This is a genomic window from Pectobacterium aquaticum (assembly GCF_003382565.3).
GTDB classification, from domain to species: domain Bacteria; phylum Pseudomonadota; class Gammaproteobacteria; order Enterobacterales; family Enterobacteriaceae; genus Pectobacterium; species Pectobacterium aquaticum.
Map to the genome: position 1 here is coordinate 3172074 of NZ_CP086253.1, position 21993 is coordinate 3194066.

Genomic DNA, 21993 nt, shown 5'->3' on the forward strand with positions numbered 1-21993 from the left:
TTTGATATAAACCAGTACCTCGCACAACAACCCTAAAACAAAACTATGACATATCACCGTCTAACAGGGATCTTAGCCCTGCTGCTTTGTTTTCTAACTCCAGCCATTCTTGTTCTGGATCAGAACCCGCCACAATTCCGGCACCGGCATAGAGCGTTAAAACATGATCTCGCACTTCGGCCGAACGTAGCGCCACGCTGAATTCAGACTGCTGACGCGAAAGGTAACCTGCGGAACCCGCGTACCAACCACGTTCAAACGGTTCATGTTCGGCAATAAAACGGCGAGCCTCTTGTCTCGGCAGGCCCGCGACGGCTGCCGTGGGTTGTAACGCATTCAGGCACGCGCTATCGGATGCGGTGCGCAGCGTGGCGTGAATAGTACGGCGCAGATGCTGTACTTTACGCAGGCGCACAATTTCCGGCGGCATCACATCCAGCGACAGCGCGGACTGCTGTAGCCGCTGACAAATATCATCCACCACCAGCATGTTCTCGCACTGATTTTTGGTGTCATTCATCAGCCAGTCGGCCAGCTCAGCGGCTTTGTGCGCATCGCGGTCGCTTGCCACCGTCCCCGCCAGCGCTTCCGTTTCCAGTTCGCTACCCCGACGGCGATAAAGCCGCTCTGGGCTGGAGCCAAGAAACGCATGGCGCGCATCGTGCGCCAGCATGAAATGGAAACAGTGGTGATTTGCCGCCCGGCTGGCGGCCATAAAGGTGGTGGCCTGTAGCGGTTGCGTCAACGTTAGCGTGGTCGCTCGCGCCAGAACCACCTTTTCCATCAGCTCGGTATTGATGTCATGCAGCGCCCGCTGGAGCAAATCGATCCACCCCTGACGCTCCGGCTGATGCCCGACGGATTGCACTTTCGCATGCAAAAGAGGCTGCGACGCGGGTGGCAGAAGCAGGTTAATAAACGCCGAGGCTTCAACGGCATCCTGCTGCAATGAGGTGTCACTGAACAGGTTAATACTCAGGCTGAGCGTATCATCCTGACGCCGCAGTTCTGCACGCGGCAAAAACAGGTAACCAGTTGAAGAAACAGCATCCTCTTTCGTTTGATTAAACGCGTTCAGTCCCCAGATGCGCACATCGGGATCGCACTGCTGCTGAACGAGGAATGCCTCAGCATCCTGAATGTGGCGAAATCCGCACACGTTGCCGCACACGGCAGCTTCCTCACGATCCTGACGGTGTTGCCAATAGAACTGGGGGTACACTGGCTGGGTCGCCAACCACGGCAATAGCTCAGACGTTTCGCTAAGACGTAATGAACGCGTTATTTGTCTGAAACCTGCGCATTCAGGCTGTGGCTCGCGCAAAGCCTGCTGCAGATGCCGCAGCAAGTCGGAAAGTTGTTTCACCGTTACCCCGGAGACCTAACACAAAGTGGGGGATTATACGGGAAAAAAACACGCCGTGGGTGAGAGGTTACGCAAGACCATAACGGTGAGCACGGACTGAAATCGCACCAAACGGCAAAACGGGTCGCGCGCATCGCTTTAAAATCCCACTCCATCATCATTATTGCTTCAATTGACCGATTCTTTTGCCGATTATCTAATCGGCATTTTTTTTGTCCGCCTCACTGCCCACGCTTCTCTTCTTCCCTTGCGCCAACACCGCACACCAGGATTCTTTTCATTCAGACCACTAATTATGGTAAACATAGGCCCTTGTTATATCGACCGGATAGCCGCGTTCAGGATGAGTACAACACTGAATACCACCCCGTTATGCATTAATCAGAATCTGTCAGGCAAGAAAGCACAGGCAGCCACGCGCCTCGTTTTCTTTGTTGCGGGCTTTGCTATGGCTTCCTGGGCGCCGCTGGTGCCCTTTGTCAAAACGCGGCTGGCTATCAGCGATGCCTCTCTGGGGATGTTGCTGCTTTCTCTTGGCATTGGCTCGCTCTTAGCCATGCCGCTGACCGGTTTCCTCACCAGCAAGCTGGGCTGCCGCAGCGTTATTTTGCTGGCAAGCGTGCTGCTTTGTCTGGTATTGCCCGCGCTGACGCAGGCGGAAACGCTACCTCTCATGGCGATAACGCTGCTCTTTTTCGGCGCATCCATGGGTATGATAGATGTCGCGATGAATATTCAGGCTGTCATCGTGGAACGGGCAAGCGGCCGAGCGATGATGTCCGGTTTTCATGGTTTCTTTAGCGTCGGGGGAATTGTCGGCGCAGGGGGAGTTAGCGCTCTGCTGTGGCTTGGCCTGTCTCCGCTTATGGCAATTCTGGCGATTGTCGCACTCATGCTGATAGTGATGGCAACCGCGCACAAACACCTGCTGCGCACCACAAATCAAGATGACGACGGCCCGCTGTTTGTCATCCCGCGCGGTTGGGTGATGTTCATTGGCTCACTGTGCTTCATCATGTTTTTAGCCGAAGGGTCCATACTGGACTGGAGCGCCCTCTTTTTAACGGTTGAACGCCACCTGAGCGGCGCGCAGGCGGGCATGGGCTATGCGGCATTCTCCGTCGCGATGACGCTAGGAAGGCTGAACGGCGATCGTATTGTTAATGCACTCGGCCGCTACGCGATTCTGACCGGTGGCAGCCTCTGCGCCGCACTCGGTCTGGTGTTAACGATCAGCATTGATAATGCAATCACCGCCATTCTTGGCTTTGTGATGGTGGGCATCGGCGCATCGAATGTGGTGCCGATCCTGTTCAGCGCAGCGGGGAATCAAAAGATCATGCCGCCGAATCTGGCCATCGCCGCCATTACCACGGTGGGCTATGCAGGTATTCTGATCGGCCCGACTATTCTTGGCTTTATTGCACAGTTCAGCAATTTGGCTACCGCATTCGGGTTTGTCGCACTGCTATTGCTGGGCGTTAGCGCCAGCGCGCGTGCCGTTATCCGCTAATCAGGAGCGTTAATTGATGCCAGCCATGATTCTGCGTTATTTTTCACTCCTTGCGGTGCTCTCGCTCCTGATTACCGGAACGTTCGGCTATAGCCACATCACCGATTTGCTGGCGGACAAAAAACATTCGCTCACGACCATCGCCCTGGGCATACAAAAACGCGTCGATACCTATCGTTTTTTCACCTATCAAATATATGGCAGCCTGAACAGCGAACCGGCCGTGAGCGACACCAACATTACCGCGATTAATTTAATGCCGAATATTTTCTACGTAGAAAAAAACGGTCAGAAAACGGATGCATTGATTTTTGGGCAACACGATACAGGGACGCTCACCTCGGTTCGCCGGATATCACGTTATCTTGATATTCTTTGGGGTGCGGAGAATAGCGTCTATTCCATGTATTACCTGAATGGCATCGACAACAGCCTGACGATGATTTCCACACAGACGCTGAAAGATATCTCCTCGCAGTTCCGCGGGAATTATATTACGGTCATCGCCGAAGCCCGTCGGACAGAAATGCTGCAACAGGCGAATGTATTAGACGAACGCGAAAGTTTTTCCCCGCTGCGTAAATTACGTTTCTATAACGACTACTATTTTACGCTGCGCACCACATTCAATCAGCCGGGCCATCTGGCGACGATTCTGGCGTTCGATTTACCGATTAACGATTTAATCCCAGACACCATTCCACGTGAGCATCTTATGCTGAAGCCGGATACGCCAGCGGCCAGCAATACGGATAACAATAATGGCGAAGGCACGGCTGACGTGCAGCTTCATGGCTCGAATCTTGAAATTTCCGCCACGCTCGTGAATGCACCGATCAAAATCGTTTTTCAGGTGCCAATAAAAGTCCTGATTATTGATTCATTACGTAATAACGTCTGGTTTCTGCTGCTGAATCTGCTTCTGCTGTGTTTGTCCATCGTCGGCTTTTATCTTTTCCGTCGACAGTATGCGCATCCCAGCGAAGATGTCTCGCATCAGTTGGAAAAGACGCTGGATATTTACCGCGAAACAACGGGCAGAATCCCGATGGGCGTGCTGGTTTATGATTTCAATAACAATAAAGTCGTCATACAGAATGAGCGCGCAGAGCAGTTGCTTCCGCACCTGAGCCTGCAAAAAATCACCAATATGGCGGACGAGCATCAGGGCGTCATTCAGGTCACAATTAATAATGAGATGTATGAAATACGCCAAATCCGCAGCCAATATTCACCTGACTATTGCCTCTTCCTGCTGCGTGAACAGGATAAAGAGATTCTGGTACAGCGCAAACTGCTGCTCGCCCAGCGTGAATACGAAAAGAATATTCATGCCAGAAAACGGTTATTTCAAAATCTGCTCAGCGAATTCAAACAGCCGCTGATTTCACTGCGACAACATATTCAGGCGCTACGCCACAGCGAGACAGCAACCGTACCAACACCTACGCTGGATCAGCTAACGGCGGATACCCGCTGTGCGATTGAACTGCTGGAAAATATCGCCTTGCACGAAAAGCTGGAAGCGCAGGAATGGAACGTGGTCAACGAGAGTTTTTCACTGCTGACGGTTATCGACCAAGTTCTCCTTGAGCTGCTGCCACGATTGAATCAAAAAGGTCTGACCCTATTCCATCATTACAATCTGGATATGAATCAAACCTACGTGGGCGATGCCGAGCTGTTGAAAAAGACGCTGGCGCTGTTGCTGAATTATTCGGTGACCAATACGGATTACGGCAAGATTACGGTGTCGATTGATAGAAAAAATAATGAGTCGGATACGCTGATTATTCAGATCAGCGATACGGGAACGAATGTTTCAGGCAAAGAGCAGGAAAATATTCGGCACCCTTTCCTCCATCCTGCGACGTCCGATCGTTTCGGACAAAATTCAGGATTGACCTTATTTTTGTGCAATCAACTCTGTAATAAACTGGGCGGCGCGTTAACTATCAACAGTAAGGCCGGATTAGGTACACACTATATTCTGACGCTAAAACTGGAGCCAGAAGCGATTCCCGTTGAGGAAGAAAAACTGCTGGATGGTATTACCGTTCTGCTGGATGTGACGTCTGATGAAGTACAGCATATTGTCGGTAATATGCTGACGGGCTGGGGTGCCAATTATCTGGTTAGCGATGAACGCCAGATTAATCAGAAAGCAGATATCTGCATGACTGACGATCCAGAGAAAAAAGCAGATTATACGCTGCTGTTGAGTCATGACGATGACACAGTAACGCCTTTGGGCCCGCGCCGTTTGCGGGTGAATTATAATATCAGCCACCTCATGCAGGAGGCATTACTTAAGCTGATTGAGCTACAACTGGAAACATCACCCGATGCGCTACAGGAAGGGGAACCGGATAATGTCGAATTTTACGCCGCACAATTAGCAGCAAGCGACTATTATTCGCTGTTCGTGGAGACAGTACCGGATGATTTAAAGAGGCTGTATACTGAAGTGGAAGCAGGCGATTTTCCGTCGCTTTCGCAGACGGCACACCGGCTGAAAGGCGTGTTTGCCATGCTTAATCTGCATCCTGGCAAGCAGTTGTGTGAACAGCTTGAACAGCATATTACCGTGCATGATAGTGAACAGATCGAGGCTAACCTTCATGAAATTGAGAGGTTTGTCAGTGCATTACTATCCCCAGTAGAACCTAAAGGGCAGCAAGGTAGCCAACAAGATGAGTAACCAAAACGATGAGTAACTTAAACGTAATTATTGCCGACGACCATCCTATTGTCCTTTTTGGCATCAAAAAATCGCTTGAGCAGATTGAATGGGTCAATGTGGTTGGCGAATTTGAAGACTCAACAGCGCTGATCAATAACCTACCTAAGCTGGATGCTAATGTTTTAATCACCGATTTATCCATGCCAGGCGATAAATACGGCGATGGTATTACCCTCATTAAATACATTAAGCGCCATTTTCCCCATCTCTCTATTATTGTTCTTACCATGAACAATAATCCGGCGATTCTGAGCGCGGTACTGGATTTGGATATCGAAGGCATCGTATTGAAACAGGGTGCGCCAACCGATTTACCCAAAGCGCTGTCTGCCCTGCAAAAAGGGAAGAAATTCACGCCGGATAGCGTATCCAAAGTGCTGGAAAAAATCAGCGCCAGCGGCTACGGCGACAAACGCCTGTCCCCGAAAGAAAGTGAAGTGCTGCGTTTGTTTGCAGAAGGCTTTTTGGTTACCGAAATCGCCAAAAAACTGAATCGCAGTATCAAAACGATCAGTAGCCAGAAGAAGTCAGCCATGACCAAGCTGGGCGTCGAGAACGATATCGCCCTGCTGAATTACCTGTCCTCCGTTAACGGCGGTGCGACGCAGGTAGACTAAGGATTTCCTCTCCTGCACTGGCAGCCGCTGGTGCAGGTTATTTCACAGAGGTTCTCGCCTGACGCGCCACGTTACTGTAATGCGCCAACGCCTGCTGTAACGTATCCAGCGTAACCGGTTTTGACAAACAGTGATCCATACCAGCCCCGAGGCAACGCTCTCTTTCTTCTGCCAACGCATTTGCCGTCACGCCGATAACCGGGAAACGTAACCCCAGCTTGCGCATACGTCGAGTGAACAAATAACCATCCATATTCGGCATGTTGACATCCGTTAGCACGATATCAATATGATTTTTACTCAACACGCTCAGCCCATCTACGCCATCATTCGCCGTCATCGCCTGATAGCCCAGAGAACCGAGCTGATCCGCCAGCAGTCGACGGTTGATAGGGTGATCGTCAACCACCAGAATCATAATGTCACCATTCTCAACCCGTACGTAGTTGGTCAGCGGCGGGGAAATCTCGGAGCGAGCCCTATCCTCGCTTTCTGAGCGATAGATTCTCTCTAGCAAATCAGGCAGATGTTGAGGTGTGGACGTCCCTTGCACCCAGTGCCCGTCGCTCACTTCCTGTGCTAACCCGGTATGTGCGCCACTCATCACGATATGCGCCCGAACGTTAACGGCCTCTTCTGACACGTAATCGCTAATCATCACATCCTCAGGCGACACGGCTTGATTCTGATAACGCACCACCTGCAACCCCTGTTCCTGCAACAGTGTCAGCAGATAAGCCTCCAGCCGAGCATTGCGTATCCTCAACCAGCACATTTTTCCTTGCAGGCTGGCGTTGAGCGCCACGGGAGCATAGTGCGCTTTATACAGCGGAATTCTGACGCCAAACAGGCTGCCGAGCCCAGGTTCCGACTCAATGGTAATATCGCCATCCATCAGATTGACCAGTTTTTCACAAATCGCCAGCCCTAAGCCCGTTCCTTGAAAATGACGCTGAACACCGCTCCCAGCCTGGAAGAACGGGTCAAACAGCTTCACCGCCTCGCGCGGCTGAATGCCCACGCCGGTATCACGCACCACAAATTCCAGATAACCATCGCGGCAGCCGACTTCGAAAATGATGCAACCCGTGTCCGTAAACTTGATGGCATTACTCAATAGGTTAGATAACACCTGCTGTAAACGTACGGGATCGCCAAACAGGCTGACTGGTACGTTGGGATCGATAAAGCAGTACAGCGTCAGGCGTTTTTTGACCACCAGCGGAAGATAGTTGCTGGTGATGTGGCTGATGACTTCATGCGGCGCAAACTCACACGGTTCGATCTTCAACTGCTCCGACTCAATTTTGGAAAAATCGAGGATATCGCTGATGATTTTCAGCAGCAGTGAGGAAGAGTTGTTCATCGCGGCAACCAGACGATTGGCATCCTGCGGCAGCGATTTGGTTTGCAGTAAATCCAGGTTACCGATAATCCCGTACAGCGGCGTACGTAATTCATGACTGACGGTAGCCAGAAACATCGATTTAGACTGGTTTGCCTGCTCGGCGGCATTCGCCATCTCCTGTAGCGACTCTTCCATTTTGACGCGCGCACTGACGTCCAGCAGCACACAAATCGCCACATTTTCATTACGATAGCGTGAATGGACAAAGCTGATTTGCAGGTGATGATTACGGCTGGTCATGACATCCACAAACTTGGACTGCTGCTCACAAATGATGCGGGTAATTCTCAGCCTATCCTCATGGGTAAGCAGATTAAGATAATTGTGCGCCAGTTCGTTACTGAGGATATTCGTGCCGTCATTAATACGCAGGATACAAATCCCTACCGGTGCTGACGCCACGATTTTGCGGTTGAATTGCTCATTCTCTTCCAGTTGGAATGCATTCACCTCCGCAGGCAACAGCATTTTCCGCTCGAACACTAGCGCCAGTACAAACAGCAAAATAGCCGAAAGTGTATTCAGCACGATCATGTTGATCATCAGTGCGCTGATATGGGAAAGCAGCACCTTAAACGGCAGCGAATACACGATGCTGAAGGACGTCGGCGGCAGCGGCTTCTTCAGAATAAGTTCATCATAGCCATTCACATAGCCAAAATAGTTATGATCGGAGGGATAGCTGTCTACCGAAGAAACGTAGCGCTCTTTGTCATCGGAAAACTGTAAAACTACCTGATTATATTGATCCAGCAGCCTGGCATTGATCGGAAATTTACCCATGGTGACGAAGTTATCTAGGCGGATCGTCTGTTCAATCCCCATGATGACTTCCAGCTTATTATCTACATAAATCGGCGTCAGGGCATATAAATAGCCAACATCGGGGATAGACGCGGGCGTGATCCAATAAAGCGTTTCATCACGTCCAGTTTGGGTTCGATTCTTTTTCTGTTCCTGAAACCGATCCTGCACGTTTTTAAGCAAATTATCGCGATCGATCGACGGTTTACGAATGCCAAAATCAATCATACAGCGCCGATCGCCGCCGACAAAAAAAACCCGGTTAAGATCGTAGACAGCAGAGAAATTATCCTGCCAGCCGTTGAAAAAATGACTCAACGAGAGCAGTGCCGCATTCCCGCCATATTGCCTGGAACAGGTTGCGCCAGGAGCAAACGCGTAGGCAGAAACACTGGGACCGTCTTCCGTTGTCGGTTCTGCTTTTTCTCTTGCCAGCACTAGGCGATTTGCCGCCAGATACTGGAGTTCACGCACAATATCCGATGCGTGTCGGATGTAACCCTGCGACTGATCAAAGCTTAGATTATACGCCTGCCGCAGCTCTGACTCTTTTTCATTCAATATTTTAGTGACATAAAAAATGGATATCAACGCGCCCAATACCCACAGCATGACCGCCAGAACCCGAAATAAATAGCGGGAAATTTTTAATGTGGTGTGGAATGAGGCGAGATATTTCAAGTGGATACCGTTGAATTATGGGAAAACCCGTTGGCTGATACACTACCGAGAGTCGATAAAAAAAGCCAGCGCATCGCGCTGGCTTACTCTACTCGTTCCGGCTTAAGAAAAAGACTTATTCGTCATCTTCAGCAATATCATCATCGCCATCAATGTCGTCGATAGCATCATCGTCTTCGGCGATTTCGCCTTCAACGGTTACTACACCATCTAACTCTTCATCTTCTACCGGTTCGGCAACGCGTTGTAGGCCGACAACATGCTCGTCTTCCGCCGTACGAATCAGCGTGACACCCTGTGTGTTACGGCCAACAATGCTGACTTCAGACACGCGAGTCCGCACCAGCGTTCCGGCATCGGTGATCATCATGATCTGGTCTGCGGTATCAACCTGGACCGCGCCAACCACTTTACCGTTACGTTCGCTGACCTTGATAGAGATAACCCCTTTCGTCGCACGCGACTTGGTGGGGTACTCATTGACGGCAGTTCGCTTACCAAAGCCATTCTGCGTGACGGTCAGGATATCGCCCTCGCCGCGAGGAATGATCAGAGAAACGACGCGATCTTCGCCTTGCAGATTGATACCACGGACGCCCGTTGCCGTACGGCCCATCGAACGCACCGCCTGCTCGGAGAAGCGAACCACTTTGCCTTCCGCAGAGAACAGCATCGCTTCATCGCTACCGTCGGTCAGGTCGACGCCAATCAGCTCGTCACCCTCGTTCAGGTTAACCGCGATGATCCCCGCGCTACGCGGACGGCTGAATTCCGTCAGCGCCGTTTTCTTCACAGTACCGCTCGCGGTTGCCATGAAGATATGGCGGCCTTCTTCGTATTCACGTACCGGCAGAATCGCCGTAATACGCTCATTCGGTTCAAGCGGCAGCAGGTTGACGATCGGACGACCGCGCGCACCACGGCTGGCTTCCGGCAGTTGGTACACCTTCATCCAGTACAAACGACCACGGCTGGAGAAGCACAGAATCGTGTCGTGGGTGTTGGCCACCAGCAGACGATCGATAAAGTCTTCTTCTTTAATACGAGCAGCAGACTTGCCACGACCACCGCGACGCTGGGCTTCATAGTCGCTCAGTGGCTGATACTTCACGTAACCCTGATGAGACAGCGTGACGACAACATCTTCTTGGTTGATCAGATCTTCGATGTTGATGTCAGCGGTGTTCGCCGTGATTTCCGTACGACGCTCGTCGCTGTATTGCGTTTTGATCGCTTCCAGCTCTTCGCGGATGACTTCCATCAGGCGCTCAGGGCTATTGAGGATATAAAGCAGCTCGGCGATCTCCGCCAGCAGCGCTTTATATTCATCCAGCAGCTTCTCGTGCTCCATGCCGGTCAGTTTCTGCAAACGTAGATCCAGAATCGCCTGCGCCTGCGGTTCCGTCAGGTAGTAGTAACCGTCACGGATACCGAACTCTGGCTCCAGCCACTCTGGACGCGCAGCATCATCGCCGGCACGTTCCAGCATGGTAGCCACGCTGCCCAATTCCCAGGCTTGTGCGATCAGCGAGACTTTCGCTTCAGCAGGTGACGCCGCGCGGCGAATCAATTCGATAATCGGATCGATGTTCGCCAGTGCAATCGCCAGACCTTCCAGAATGTGGGCACGGTCACGGGCTTTACGCAGTTCAAAAATGGTACGACGCGTCACCACTTCACGACGGTGGCGCACAAACGCGGCCAGAATGTCTTTGAGCGGCATTATCTTCGGCTGGCCCTGATGCAGAGCGACCATGTTGATGCCGAATGACGTCTGAAGCTGCGTCTGAGAGTACAGATTATTCAGTACCACTTCGCCCACAGCGTCACGCTTAATCTCGATGACGATACGCATACCGTCTTTATCGGATTCGTCACGCAGCGCGCTAATGCCCTCGATACGCTTATCTTTGACCAGTTCGGCAATTTTCTCGATCAGGCGCGCTTTGTTCACCTGATACGGAATTTCATGCACGATGATGGTTTCACGTCCAGTTTTCGCGTCCGCTTCTACTTCAGCACGCGCACGGATGTAAATTTTACCGCGCCCGGTACGATAGGCTTCTTCAATGCCGCGTCGGCCGTTGATGATCGCCGCCGTCGGGAAATCCGGGCCTTTGATGTGTTCCATCAACCCTTCAAGGGTGATGTTTTCATCGTCGATATACGCCAGACAGCCGTTCACAACTTCAGTCAGGTTGTGCGGTGGAATGTTCGTTGCCATCCCGACAGCGATACCGGAAGAACCGTTAACCAGCAGGTTGGGAATACGCGTTGGCATGACGTCAGGAATCTGCTCGGTGCCGTCATAGTTGGGCACAAAATCGACCGTCTCTTTTTCGAGGTCGGCCAGCAGTTCATGAGCAATTTTCGACATGCGAATTTCGGTATAACGCATCGCCGCAGCGGAGTCGCCATCAATCGAACCGAAGTTGCCCTGACCATCGACCAGCATGTAACGCAGTGAGAAAGGCTGCGCCATACGTACGATGGTTTCATAAACGGCAGAGTCGCCGTGCGGGTGGTATTTACCGATGACATCCCCGACGACACGGGCGGATTTTTTATACGGTTTGTTCCAGTCGTTACCCAGTACGCTCATCGCATACAGTACGCGGCGGTGTACCGGTTTCAGTCCATCTCGAACATCTGGTAATGCACGCCCGACAATAACGGACATCGCATAATCCAGATACGAGCTTTTCAGCTCTTCTTCAATGTTGACCGGTGTGATTTCTCTGGCAAGGTCGCTCATGGAGCCGCTATCCCTCTATTTAGGCATCTACCCGTGTTCAGAAACGTGAACCGTTCAGATAAGGTGAACTGTTCAAAAGGTGAAAAATTATATCACAAACCGCCGTTTCGGGGGAAACTCCCTTCCGCGCTGAACAGACTGTTTTCCCAATGGACTTTATTCCTCAGATATCCTTTAGAGAAAACGGACACGGCTGCATGTTGCCGCGCGAAGGGAGTATACTCGCGGCAGGATAAAGATGACGAAAGGCAGTGATGACACATGAATGCAGAAAATCAAACTCCGAACGTTGACCATCAGGAGATTGCCAAATTTGAGGCTATCGCTTCACGCTGGTGGGATTTAGAAGGTGAATTCAAACCCTTGCACCGCATTAACCCGCTGCGTTTGGGCTATATTTCTCAGCACGCGGAAGGCCTGTTCGGCAAGAAAGTGCTGGATGTCGGCTGCGGCGGCGGCATTTTAGCCGAAAGCATGGCGCGTGAAGGCGCGGACGTCACCGGGCTGGATATGGGCACAGAGCCGTTGCAGGTCGCGCGTTTGCATGCGCTGGAAAGCGGTGTCGCCGTCGATTACGTGCAGGAAACGGTAGAAGCGCATGCACACGCTCATCCGGGCCTCTACGATGTCGTCACCTGTATGGAAATGCTGGAGCACGTTCCCGACCCACAATCCGTGGTGCAGGCTTGTGCCAAGTTGGTCAAACCCAGCGGACACGTCTTTTTCTCGACCATCAACCGCAATGCGAAAGCGTGGATGATGGCCGTTATCGGTGCCGAGTACGTGCTCAAAATGGTACCGCGCGGCACGCACGACATTAAGAAGTTCATTCGACCAGCAGAACTGATGCACTGGGTCGACAGTACACCGCTGCGTGAAAAGCATATCACCGGGCTGCACTACAACCCGTTGACGGACCATTTTAAACTGGGTCCAAACGTGGACGTGAACTACATGCTGCACACTCGGCACGATAAATAGAACCGATTAAGAACACTCTTAAAAATTGCGTGGTTTTTCACCGCGCAATTTTCTAGGTTTTACCTGAAAAACCAACAAAACGACCACGACTTATTTTTTTTACAGAATATTGACATCCTCTTAGCCCTTACAAAATCAGGATTTCGAGAAACCAACGGTTCGGCAACCTGAAATTAACACCAAAATCAAGCCTTGTACTCAAACGAATCCAGACTAAAATACTCACCATGTAGTAGCCATTTATTAAAAAATATCTATATCTAGTATTTATCCACAGAGTTAGTCACAGAGGCACGTCTGTGAATAAACAGGGGATATTTTTTATTTTCACCAATAGGTAAATCCCAACATGAACCAGAGCTTGCTCGTTACCAAGCGCGATGGCAGTAAAGAAAAAATCAATTTGGATAAAATCCACCGCGTCATTACCTGGGCCGCAGAAGGTTTACACAATGTCTCCGTTTCTCAGGTCGAACTGCGTTCACACATTCAGTTTTATGACAGCATCAAAACCTCTGATATCCATGAAACCATCATTAAGGCCGCAGCCGATCTGATCTCCCGCGAAAGCCCAGATTATCAATATCTGGCTGCGCGTCTGGCTATCTTCCATCTGCGTAAGAAAGCCTACGGCCAGTTTGAGCCGCCTGCTCTGCTGACCCACGTCACCAAAATGGTCGATCTGGGCAAATACGACAAGCACCTGCTGGAAGATTATAGCCAAGAAGAATTCGCCCAGATGGACGCTTTCATCGATCACTGGCGTGACATGAATTTCTCCTATGCGGCGGTAAAACAGCTGGAAGGGAAATACCTGGTACAAAACCGCGTCACCGGTGATATCTACGAAAGCGCCCAGTTCCTGTACATTCTGGTCGCCGCCTGCCTGTTCTCCGGCTACCCACGCGAGACGCGTCTGGATTACGTTAAACGTTTTTATGACGCGATCTCTACGTTCAAAATTTCTCTGCCGACGCCAATCATGGCGGGCGTGCGTACGCCAACACGTCAGTTCAGTTCTTGCGTGCTGATTGAATGCGGCGACAGTCTGGATTCCATCAACGCGACCTCCAGCGCGATCGTAAAATACGTTTCCCAGCGTGCCGGTATCGGCATCAACGCGGGCCGCATCCGTGCGCTCGGCAGCCCGATTCGCGGCGGTGAAGCATTCCACACTGGCTGTATTCCTTTCTATAAACACTTCCAGACAGCAGTGAAATCCTGCTCTCAGGGCGGCGTACGCGGCGGGGCTGCCACGCTGTTCTATCCGCTGTGGCATCTGGAAGTGGAAAGCCTGCTGGTACTGAAAAACAACCGTGGCGTAGAAGGCAACCGCGTTCGTCACCTCGACTACGGCGTGCAGTTGAACAAACTGATGTATCAGCGTCTGGTAAAAGGTGAAGAGATCACGCTGTTCAGCCCGTCTGACGTGCCGGGACTGTACGATGCTTTCTTCGCCGATCAGGATGAATTCGAGCGCCTGTATGTGCAATATGAGCAGGATAGCAGCATCCGCAAACAACGTATCAAAGCAGTCGAACTGTTCTCCCTGATGATGCAGGAACGCGCGTCTACAGGCCGTATCTATATCCAGAACGTTGACCACTGCAACACGCACAGCCCGTTCGATCCGCAGATTGCCCCCGTTCGCCAGTCCAACTTGTGTCTGGAGATCGCATTACCGACCAAACCGTTGAATGACGTGAATGATGAAAACGGTGAAATCGCGCTGTGTACGCTGTCTGCTTTCAACCTCGGCGCCATCAATAGCTTAGACGATTTGGAAGATCTGGCGACGCTGGCCGTGCGTGCGCTGGATGCGCTGCTGGATTATCAGGATTACCCGATCAAGGCCGCAGAACGTGGTGCGATGGGTCGCCGTACGTTGGGTATTGGCGTCATCAACTTCGCCTACTATCTGGCGAAAAACGGTGTGCGCTACTCCGACGGCAGCGCCAACGGTCTGACACACAAGACATTTGAAGCTATTCAGTACTATCTGCTGAAGGCGTCGAATGTGCTGGCACGCGAACAAGGTGCTTGCCCGTGGTTCAATGAAACCACCTATTCGCAGGGTATTTTGCCTATCGATACCTATAAACGCGATCTGGATGCGATTTGCAACGAACCGCTGCATCTCGACTGGGAAGCGCTGCGTAACGACATCAAAGAGTACGGTCTGCGTAACTCCACGCTGTCCGCACTGATGCCGTCTGAGACCTCATCTCAGATCTCCAACGCCACCAACGGTATTGAACCACCGCGCGGCCACATCAGCGTCAAAGCGTCCAAAGACGGCATTCTGCGCCAAGTGGTGCCGGAATACGAAACGCTGAAGGATTCTTACGAACTGCTGTGGGATATGCCAAATAACGACGGCTATCTGCAACTGGTTGGTTTGATGCAGAAGTTTGTCGATCAGGCGATCTCTTCCAACACCAACTACGATCCATCACGTTTCGCATCAGGTCGAGTCCCGATGAAACAGCTGCTGAAGGATCTGGTCACGGCCTATAAACTCGGCGTTAAAACGCTGTATTACCAAAACACCCGTGACGGCGCGGAAGATGTACAAGACGACCTGCTGGCAGAACCGCAGGACGACGGCTGCGAAGGCGGCGCGTGTAAGATTTAAGCCAATAATGAAAGGCTGCCGATGCAGCCTTTCTCTTTTATCGCAAACGTCGCTGCCCGCCCTTTATGGGTGCTTCACTCGCGGCGTTAAAAAATGCTCTCGGCATTTTTTTTGGAGAGACTCATGGCCTATACCACTTTTTCACAGAATAAAAATGACCAGTTGTTAGAACCCATGTTCTTCGGTCAGTCGGTTAACGTTGCGCGTTTCGATCAGCAAAAATATGAAATTTTCGAAAAACTGATCGAAAAACAGCTGTCCTTCTTCTGGCGTCCAGAAGAAGTCGACGTGTCCCGCGATCGCATCGACTATCAGGCACTGCCCGATCATGAAAAGCATATCTTCATCAGCAACCTGAAATACCAAACGCTGCTGGATTCGATTCAGGGGCGTAGCCCAAACGTGGCGCTGCTGCCGCTGATTTCTATCCCTGAGCTGGAAACTTGGGTGGAAACCTGGGCTTTCTCGGAAACCATTCACTCACGTTCCTACACGCACATCATTCGTAATATCGTGAACGATCCATCGCTGGTGTTTGACGATATCGTAACCAACGAAGAAATTCTGAAGCGTGCCAAGGATATCTCCAGTTACTACGATTCGTTGATTGAGATGACCAGCTACTATCATCTGCTGGGTGAAGGGACACATCAGGTTAACGGCAAGACCGTGACCGTGAACCTGCATACGCTGAAAAAGCAGCTGTATATCTGTCTGATGAGCGTAAACGCGCTGGAAGCGATTCGCTTCTACGTTAGCTTCGCCTGCTCGTTTGCTTTTGCGGAACGCGAACTGATGGAAGGCAATGCCAAAATCATCAAGTTGATCGCCCGTGATGAAGCGCTGCACCTGACCGGCACGCAGCACATGCTGAACCTGATGCGTTCCGGCCATGACGACCCAGAAATGGCGCAAATTGCCGAAGAGTGTCAGCAAGAGTGTTATGACCTGTTCGTGCTCGCTGCTCAGCAAGAAAAAGAGTGGGCAGAATACCTATTCCGTGATGGTTCGATGATTGGCCTGAACAAAGATATTCTGTGCCAGTACGTGGAATACATCACCAACATCCGCATGCAGGCGGTTGGGCTGCCGCTGCCGTTCCAGACGCGCACGAACCCCATCCCGTGGATCAACGCCTGGCTGGTGTCCGATAACGTGCAGGTCGCACCACAGGAAGTCGAAGTCAGCTCCTATCTGGTCGGTCAGATCGATTCAGAAATCAGCGACGACGACCTAAGCGATTTCCAACTGTAATTTATGAGCAATCCAACGATCACGCTGCGCACATCCGGTGCGCAGTTTTCCTGTTCAGACGACGGCCCTTCCCTGCTGGATGTGCTGGAATCCAACCGAGTCAGCATTGAATATCAGTGCCGCTCCGGCTATTGCGGTTCCTGCCGTCTACGTCTGATAAAAGGCAGAGTGGCATATCGTCAAACCCCACTGGCCTGTATCCAACAGGATGAAATCCTCCCCTGCTGCTGTATGCCGCAGGGCGACATTGAACTCGATATCTAATTCCCGCCACTCCCCCTATGGCTCTCGCTGGCGGGCGCATTTCCTGCCCGCATTCATACTCAAGTGCGTTACACTATCTGCAGACATTGTCTTTCGACTGATATAAAACAGCTTGGAGGTTTTAAAACATGCTTACCGTCATTCCTATTTTGATCTTTGTTGCACTCATCATCGTCTGGTCAGGCATCAAAATCGTACCTCAGGGATACCAATGGACTGTGGAACGGTTTGGTCGCTATACCAAAACGCTGATGCCAGGGCTGAATCTGGTCGTGCCGTTTATGGATCGCGTTGGTCGTAAAATCAACATGATGGAACAAGTATTAGACATCCCCTCTCAGGAAATTATCTCACGCGATAACGCCAATGTGGCCATTGATGCCGTGTGTTTTATTCAGGTGATCGATCCCGCACGAGCCGCCTATGAAGTTAGCAATCTGGAACAGGCTATCGTGAACCTCACCATGACCAACTTCCGTACGGTGCTGGGTTCCATGGAGCTGGACGAAATGCTGTCTCAGCGCGATAGCATCAACACCCGCCTGCTGCACATTGTTGATGAAGCCACAAACCCGTGGGGCGTGAAAATCACCCGTATTGAAATCCGCGACGTACGTCCGCCCGCGGAACTGATCGCCGCCATGAATGCGCAGATGAAAGCAGAGCGTAACAAGCGTGCCGATATTCTGGAAGCCGAAGGGGTGCGTCAAGCCGCGATCCTGAAAGCTGAAGGGGAAAAACAGTCGCAGATTCTGAAGGCCGAAGGCCAGCGCCAATCCGCCTTCCTGGAAGCCGAAGCACGTGAGCGTGCAGCTGAAGCGGAAGCACAGGCGACTAAAATGGTGTCCGAGGCCATCGCAGCAGGCAACATTCAGGCGATTAACTACTTTGTTGCCCAGAAATATACCGACGCCTTGCAGCAGATCGGCTCCTCCAATAACAGCAAAGTGATCATGATGCCGCTGGAAGCCAGCAATCTGATGGGCGCCATTGGCGGGATTACGGAGCTGATTAAAGACAGCAAAGATAGCCGAGGTCACTAATGGGCATTGAACTGGTGATGGAAAATGCGCACTGGTTCTGGCTGTCGCTCGGCGGCCTGCTGTTGGCCGCCGAAATGCTGGGTGCCAGTGGCTATTTGCTGTGGAGTGGCTTATCTGCGGTATTGGTTGGACTGTTAACGTGGATCATGCCGTTGGGCTGGCCATTACAGGGAACGATTTTCGCCATCCTGACGATCGCTACGGCACTGCTTTGGTGGTATTGGCTGCGTAAACGAACGCTGTCACGCCCACAGTCGATGCTCAACCAGCGCGGGCAACAACTGGTTGGACTGCGCGCTACGCTAACCGACCCAGTGATCAACGGTTTCGGGCGAGTAAACATCGGCGACAGCAGTTGGCGCGTGAAATCAGAGCAAGATCTGCCCGTCGGCACGCAGGTTGAAGTGGTTGCCGTTGACGGTATCACGCTGCATGTACGCCCGACTGCGCACTAACATAACGCATTATTGGGGGGAGCCTGTCTCCCCTTTGTGACACTAGCCTTTTTGACACTATTCTTTTTGACGCTACCCTTTCTGACAACAGCCCGCCAGATTATTGATTATCGGACACTCCGAGCCACCATCTCCCGGGCACTGTTCGGCCAGCGCCAGCAAATGTTCACGCATCGTTTTCAGCTCTTCGATATGCATCTCGATTTCCTGCACTTTCTGCAAGGTTCGTGCTTTTACATCCGAACTTCGTCGCAGCGGATCGTTAAATAACGTCACCAGCTCTCGGCATTCATCCAGATTAAAACCAACCTGGCGCGCCTGACGCAGTAGCGTTAGTTCTTCGACGTGATGATCATCGTAGCTGCGGTAACCGTTTTCAGAACGCAGCGGCGTCGTCAGAAGTTCTTTCTCTTCATAGAAGCGAATAGTTTTACTGCTAAGACCGGTTTTTTTCGCAACATCACTGATATTCATGATTTCCCCCTTGACCCTCCCCTTGCTAGAAGGTTTACCTTACCCAATAACTAGTAGAAATCAGATGGCCGGTCAACGTCTTTCACCGCCGGCTGTGATCACGGGAGAAAATTATTATGTCTCAAACTATCGTATTGTCGTTGCAGGGACTGACCTGCGGACACTGTGTCCAACGCGTGAAAAAAGCGCTGGACGCGCTGCCTGCGATCGAGCAAACCAACGTCACCCAACAGTACGCCAGCGTCAGCGGCAACGTTGATTCACAGACGTTGATCGACACTATTGAGCAGGCTGGCTACGAAGCACAGCTCGCTACCACGCCGGATGTCTCTCTTCAGCTTTCCGGCCTGAGCTGCAATCACTGCGTCGCCGCTACGCGTAAAGTGCTGGAAGCCATTCCCGGTGTCGTAGCGACGGATGTCACCAAAGAGCAGGCAACCGTGTATGGCAACGTTGAGGCCACAACACTGATTAGCGCCATTGAAGAAGCCGGCTATCACGCCAGCGTGCAGGAGAACGTTCACCCAAAAACTGAGCCGCTGGCACAGGTAGCGACGACGCCGGAAGCGCTGCCAGCGGCCGAGAGTACTCTTCCGGCAACGACAACACATGCCACCCACGATGACGACAGCGTACAGCTCCTGCTTCAGGGGATGAGCTGCGCCAGTTGCGTGAATCGTGTGCAGACGGCGTTGCAAAACGTCAGCGGCGTCACGCAGGCACGCGTTAATCTGGCCGAACGCAGCGCATTGGTCAGCGGTCACGCAGAGCCAGAAGCGCTGATCGCCGCGGTTGAGCAAGCGGGCTATGGCGCGGAAATTATTCAGGACGAAGAAGCTCGCCGCGCACGCCAGCAGCAAACCTCTCAGCAGGCTATTCGCCGTTTCCAATGGCAGGCCGCGCTGGGATTACTGCTTGGCGTGCCATTGATGCTGTGGGGCGTACTGGGCGGCAGCATGAGCTTGACGCCGGAAAGCCAGACGCCGTGGCTGGTCATCGGTATTTTGACGCTGGCAGTGATGGTGTTCGCTGGCAGTCATTTTTACCGTAACGCCTGGCGCAGTCTGAAAAACGGCACCGCGACCATGGACACGCTGGTCGCGCTGGGAACAGGTGCAGCCTGGCTTTATTCTATTACCGTCAATCTATGGCCGGATCTTTTCCCAATGGCGGCGCGTCACCTTTATTATGAAGCCAGTGCGATGATCATCGGTTTAATCAACCTCGGTCATGCGCTGGAACAGCGTGCGCGTCAACGCTCTTCGCGGGCGCTGGAACGGTTACTGGATTTGACGCCCCCCACCGCTCGCGTCGTGACGCCGGAAGGTGAGAAATCCATGCCACTATCCGACGTTCAGTCCGGCATGACGCTGCGCCTGACAACTGGCGATCGTATTCCTGTCGACGGTGAAATTTTGCAAGGTGAAGTGTGGGTAGATGAAGCCATGCTGACCGGGGAACCGATCCCGCAAGCCAAAACGTCCGGCGATACGGTTCACGCAGGTACGCTGGTTTCCGACGGCAGCGTCCTCTTTCGTGCGGACGCGATCGGCAACCAAACCACCCTATCGCGAATCATCCGACTGGTCAGGCAGGCGCAAAGTAGCAAACCTGCTATCGGCCAGTTGGCGGATCGTATTTCTGCCGTGTTTGTTCCCGTCGTCGTGGCCATCGCACTTCTCAGCGGCGCAATCTGGTTCTTCGTGGGGCCACAACCGCAGATGGTCTACACGCTCATTATCGTCACGACCGTTCTGATCATTGCTTGCCCCTGTGCGCTTGGGCTGGCAACGCCGATGTCGATTATTTCCGGCGTCGGACGTGCCGCTGAGTTTGGCGTGCTGGTGCGTGATGCCGATGCCTTACAGCAGGCCAGTAAGCTGGATGTACTGGTGTTTGACAAAACCGGTACGCTAACCGAAGGACAGCCGCGCGTCGTGGCGATTCATACCTTCGCCGACGTGACGGAAACTCAGGCGCTGGCCTGGGCTGCGTCACTAGAACAAGGCTCTAATCACCCGCTGGCAAAAGCGATTCTTGAACGCGCAGAGAATCTGACATTCACGCAAGTCGAACAGTTCCGTACGCTGCGCGGCCTCGGCGTCAGCGGCAAGATCGGTGATGCAGACCTGCTGCTGGGGAATCCGGCGCTGCTCAAACAGCATCAGGTCGATATCACCGCAGGCGAAACGCTGATCGACGAACAGGCTCAGCGCGGTATCACACCGGTATTGCTGGCGGCGAATGGTCACATCATTGCGGTGTTCTCCATCCACGATCCGCTGCGAGCGGATAGCGTCAGCGCCTTGCAGCGTCTCCACCAGCAGGGCTATCAGCTCGTTATGCTCACCGGGGACAACCCGCTCACGGCGAAGAGCATCGCGAAAGAAGCGGGTATCGATCAGGTGATCGCTGGCGTACTGCCAGACGGCAAAGCGGAAGCCATCAAAAAGCTACAGGCTCAGGGCAAGCGCGTGGCCATGATTGGTGATGGCATCAACGATGCGCCGGCACTGGCACAGGCCGATGTCGGCATTGCGATGGGCGGCGGCAGCGATATCGCGATTGAAACCGCCGCCATCACGCTGATGCGCCACAGCCTGCACGGCGTCGCCGATGCGCTGGCGCTCTCCAATGCCACACTGCGCAACATGAAACAGAACCTGCTGGGCGCGTTTATCTATAACTCGCTGGGGATCCCCATTGCCGCAGGCGTACTCTACCCGCTGACTGGAACGCTACTCAGCCCAGTGGTAGCCGGTGCCGCGATGGCACTCTCCTCCATCACGGTGGTCAGCAACGCCAACCGCCTGCTGCGTTTTAAACCTAAAAACCAGTAATGCAAACGCGGCGCGTTGTTGAGACGCGCCGCGTTTTTTCCTTTGCCGAAAAACATCGTGATTTTATCGCTGGCAACCAGACCTATTCGCCCACGCTTACTCCAACTTCGGTATACCTTGTATTGTTCCGCATCTAGCGTTTAGCATAGTTATTCCACAT

The 21993-nt window shown here is 52.3% G+C and carries 14 protein-coding genes; 10 read left to right on the forward strand and 4 right to left on the reverse strand.

The window, feature by feature from the left end; translation table 11 throughout:
- Positions 1 to 43: 43 nt before the first annotated feature.
- Positions 44 to 1366, reverse strand: a complete 1323-nt coding sequence (menF, locus tag DMB82_RS14780; protein WP_116163790.1) for an isochorismate synthase MenF — start codon at positions 1364 to 1366, stop codon at positions 44 to 46.
- A gap of 343 nt (positions 1367 to 1709) precedes the next feature.
- Between menF and DMB82_RS14785 the strand changes: the two genes are divergently transcribed.
- The 3 genes from DMB82_RS14785 to rcsB are packed head-to-tail and all read left to right on the forward strand — an operon-like array spanning position 1710 to position 6239.
- Positions 1710 to 2879, forward strand: a complete 1170-nt coding sequence (locus tag DMB82_RS14785) for an MFS transporter (RefSeq protein WP_102116728.1) — start codon at positions 1710 to 1712, stop codon at positions 2877 to 2879.
- A gap of 16 nt (positions 2880 to 2895) precedes the next feature.
- Complete coding sequence (gene rcsD / locus DMB82_RS14790) at positions 2896 to 5580, forward strand: phosphotransferase RcsD (RefSeq protein WP_116155849.1); 2685 nt, start codon at positions 2896 to 2898, stop codon at positions 5578 to 5580.
- Positions 5581 to 5588: 8 nt separating this feature from the next.
- Positions 5589 to 6239 (forward strand): response regulator transcription factor RcsB, encoded by a 651-nt coding sequence (gene rcsB, locus DMB82_RS14795; protein ID WP_102116730.1) that lies wholly within the window; start codon positions 5589 to 5591, stop codon positions 6237 to 6239.
- A 37-nt stretch (positions 6240 to 6276) separates the two neighbouring features.
- Here rcsB and rcsC read toward each other — a convergent pair whose 3' ends face one another.
- Together rcsC and gyrA are read right to left on the reverse strand one after the other, a co-directional pair.
- Entirely contained in the window at positions 6277 to 9132 is a 2856-nt protein-coding gene (gene rcsC / locus DMB82_RS14800) for a two-component system sensor histidine kinase RcsC (RefSeq protein WP_116163791.1), read from the reverse strand.
- Between the two features lie 115 nt (positions 9133 to 9247).
- Complete coding sequence (gene gyrA / locus DMB82_RS14805; RefSeq protein WP_102116732.1) at positions 9248 to 11887, reverse strand: DNA topoisomerase (ATP-hydrolyzing) subunit A; 2640 nt, start codon at positions 11885 to 11887, stop codon at positions 9248 to 9250.
- 261 nt (positions 11888 to 12148) lie between these two features.
- Here gyrA and ubiG point away from each other — a divergent pair, with 261 nt between their 5' ends.
- From ubiG to DMB82_RS14835, 6 genes are all read left to right on the forward strand, one after another.
- Positions 12149 to 12868, forward strand: coding sequence for a bifunctional 2-polyprenyl-6-hydroxyphenol methylase/3-demethylubiquinol 3-O-methyltransferase UbiG (ubiG, locus tag DMB82_RS14810; protein WP_102116733.1), 720 nt, complete (start codon positions 12149 to 12151; stop codon positions 12866 to 12868).
- Between the two features lie 349 nt (positions 12869 to 13217).
- A complete protein-coding gene (gene nrdA, locus DMB82_RS14815; protein WP_116163793.1) occupies positions 13218 to 15503 on the forward strand; it encodes a class 1a ribonucleoside-diphosphate reductase subunit alpha in 2286 nt (761 codons plus the stop codon).
- A 123-nt stretch (positions 15504 to 15626) separates the two neighbouring features.
- A complete protein-coding gene (gene nrdB / locus DMB82_RS14820; RefSeq protein WP_102116735.1) occupies positions 15627 to 16757 on the forward strand; it encodes a class Ia ribonucleoside-diphosphate reductase subunit beta in 1131 nt (376 codons plus the stop codon).
- 3 nt (positions 16758 to 16760) lie between these two features.
- Positions 16761 to 17021 carry a class I ribonucleotide reductase maintenance protein YfaE gene (gene yfaE / locus DMB82_RS14825; protein WP_102116736.1) on the forward strand — a complete coding sequence of 87 codons (261 nt, stop codon included), beginning with the start codon at positions 16761 to 16763 and terminating at the stop codon, positions 17019 to 17021.
- Positions 17022 to 17149: 128 nt separating this feature from the next.
- The gene (locus DMB82_RS14830) at positions 17150 to 18064 is read left to right on the forward strand and encodes an SPFH domain-containing protein (RefSeq protein ID WP_039274670.1); all 915 of its coding nucleotides are present in this window, start codon (positions 17150 to 17152) and stop codon (positions 18062 to 18064) included.
- Positions 18064 to 18519 (forward strand): NfeD family protein, encoded by a 456-nt coding sequence (locus tag DMB82_RS14835; RefSeq protein WP_102116737.1) that lies wholly within the window; start codon positions 18064 to 18066, stop codon positions 18517 to 18519. Before DMB82_RS14830 ends, DMB82_RS14835 begins: the two co-directional genes overlap by 1 nt.
- Positions 18520 to 18591: 72 nt before the next feature.
- Here DMB82_RS14835 and cueR read toward each other — a convergent pair whose 3' ends face one another.
- Complete coding sequence (gene cueR / locus DMB82_RS14840) at positions 18592 to 18993, reverse strand: Cu(I)-responsive transcriptional regulator (RefSeq protein ID WP_010301271.1); 402 nt, start codon at positions 18991 to 18993, stop codon at positions 18592 to 18594.
- 116 nt (positions 18994 to 19109) lie between these two features.
- Here cueR and copA point away from each other — a divergent pair, with 116 nt between their 5' ends.
- Complete coding sequence (gene copA, locus DMB82_RS14845; protein WP_116163794.1) at positions 19110 to 21833, forward strand: copper-exporting P-type ATPase CopA; 2724 nt, start codon at positions 19110 to 19112, stop codon at positions 21831 to 21833.
- The last annotated feature ends 160 nt before the right edge of the window (positions 21834 to 21993 follow it).

Excerpts from the sequence above, each read along its gene's own strand:
- rcsB (WP_102116730.1), top strand. The coding sequence starts at position 5,589 with ATGAGTAACTTAAACGTAATTATTGCCGACGACCATCCTATTGTCCTT.
- DMB82_RS14830 (WP_039274670.1), top strand. The coding sequence starts at position 17,150 with ATGCTTACCGTCATTCCTATTTTGATCTTTGTTGCACTCATCATCGTC.
- gyrA (WP_102116732.1), bottom strand. The coding sequence starts at position 11,887 with ATGAGCGACCTTGCCAGAGAAATCACACCGGTCAACATTGAAGAAGAG.
- nrdA (WP_116163793.1), top strand. The coding sequence starts at position 13,218 with ATGAACCAGAGCTTGCTCGTTACCAAGCGCGATGGCAGTAAAGAAAAA.
- yfaE (WP_102116736.1), top strand. The coding sequence starts at position 16,761 with ATGAGCAATCCAACGATCACGCTGCGCACATCCGGTGCGCAGTTTTCC.
- nrdB (WP_102116735.1), top strand. The coding sequence starts at position 15,627 with ATGGCCTATACCACTTTTTCACAGAATAAAAATGACCAGTTGTTAGAA.
- rcsD (WP_116155849.1), top strand. The coding sequence starts at position 2,896 with ATGCCAGCCATGATTCTGCGTTATTTTTCACTCCTTGCGGTGCTCTCG.
- copA (WP_116163794.1), top strand. The coding sequence starts at position 19,110 with ATGTCTCAAACTATCGTATTGTCGTTGCAGGGACTGACCTGCGGACAC.
- DMB82_RS14785 (WP_102116728.1), top strand. The coding sequence starts at position 1,710 with ATGAGTACAACACTGAATACCACCCCGTTATGCATTAATCAGAATCTG.
- DMB82_RS14835 (WP_102116737.1), top strand. The coding sequence starts at position 18,064 with ATGGGCATTGAACTGGTGATGGAAAATGCGCACTGGTTCTGGCTGTCG.
- ubiG (WP_102116733.1), top strand. The coding sequence starts at position 12,149 with ATGAATGCAGAAAATCAAACTCCGAACGTTGACCATCAGGAGATTGCC.
- cueR (WP_010301271.1), bottom strand. The coding sequence starts at position 18,993 with ATGAATATCAGTGATGTTGCGAAAAAAACCGGTCTTAGCAGTAAAACT.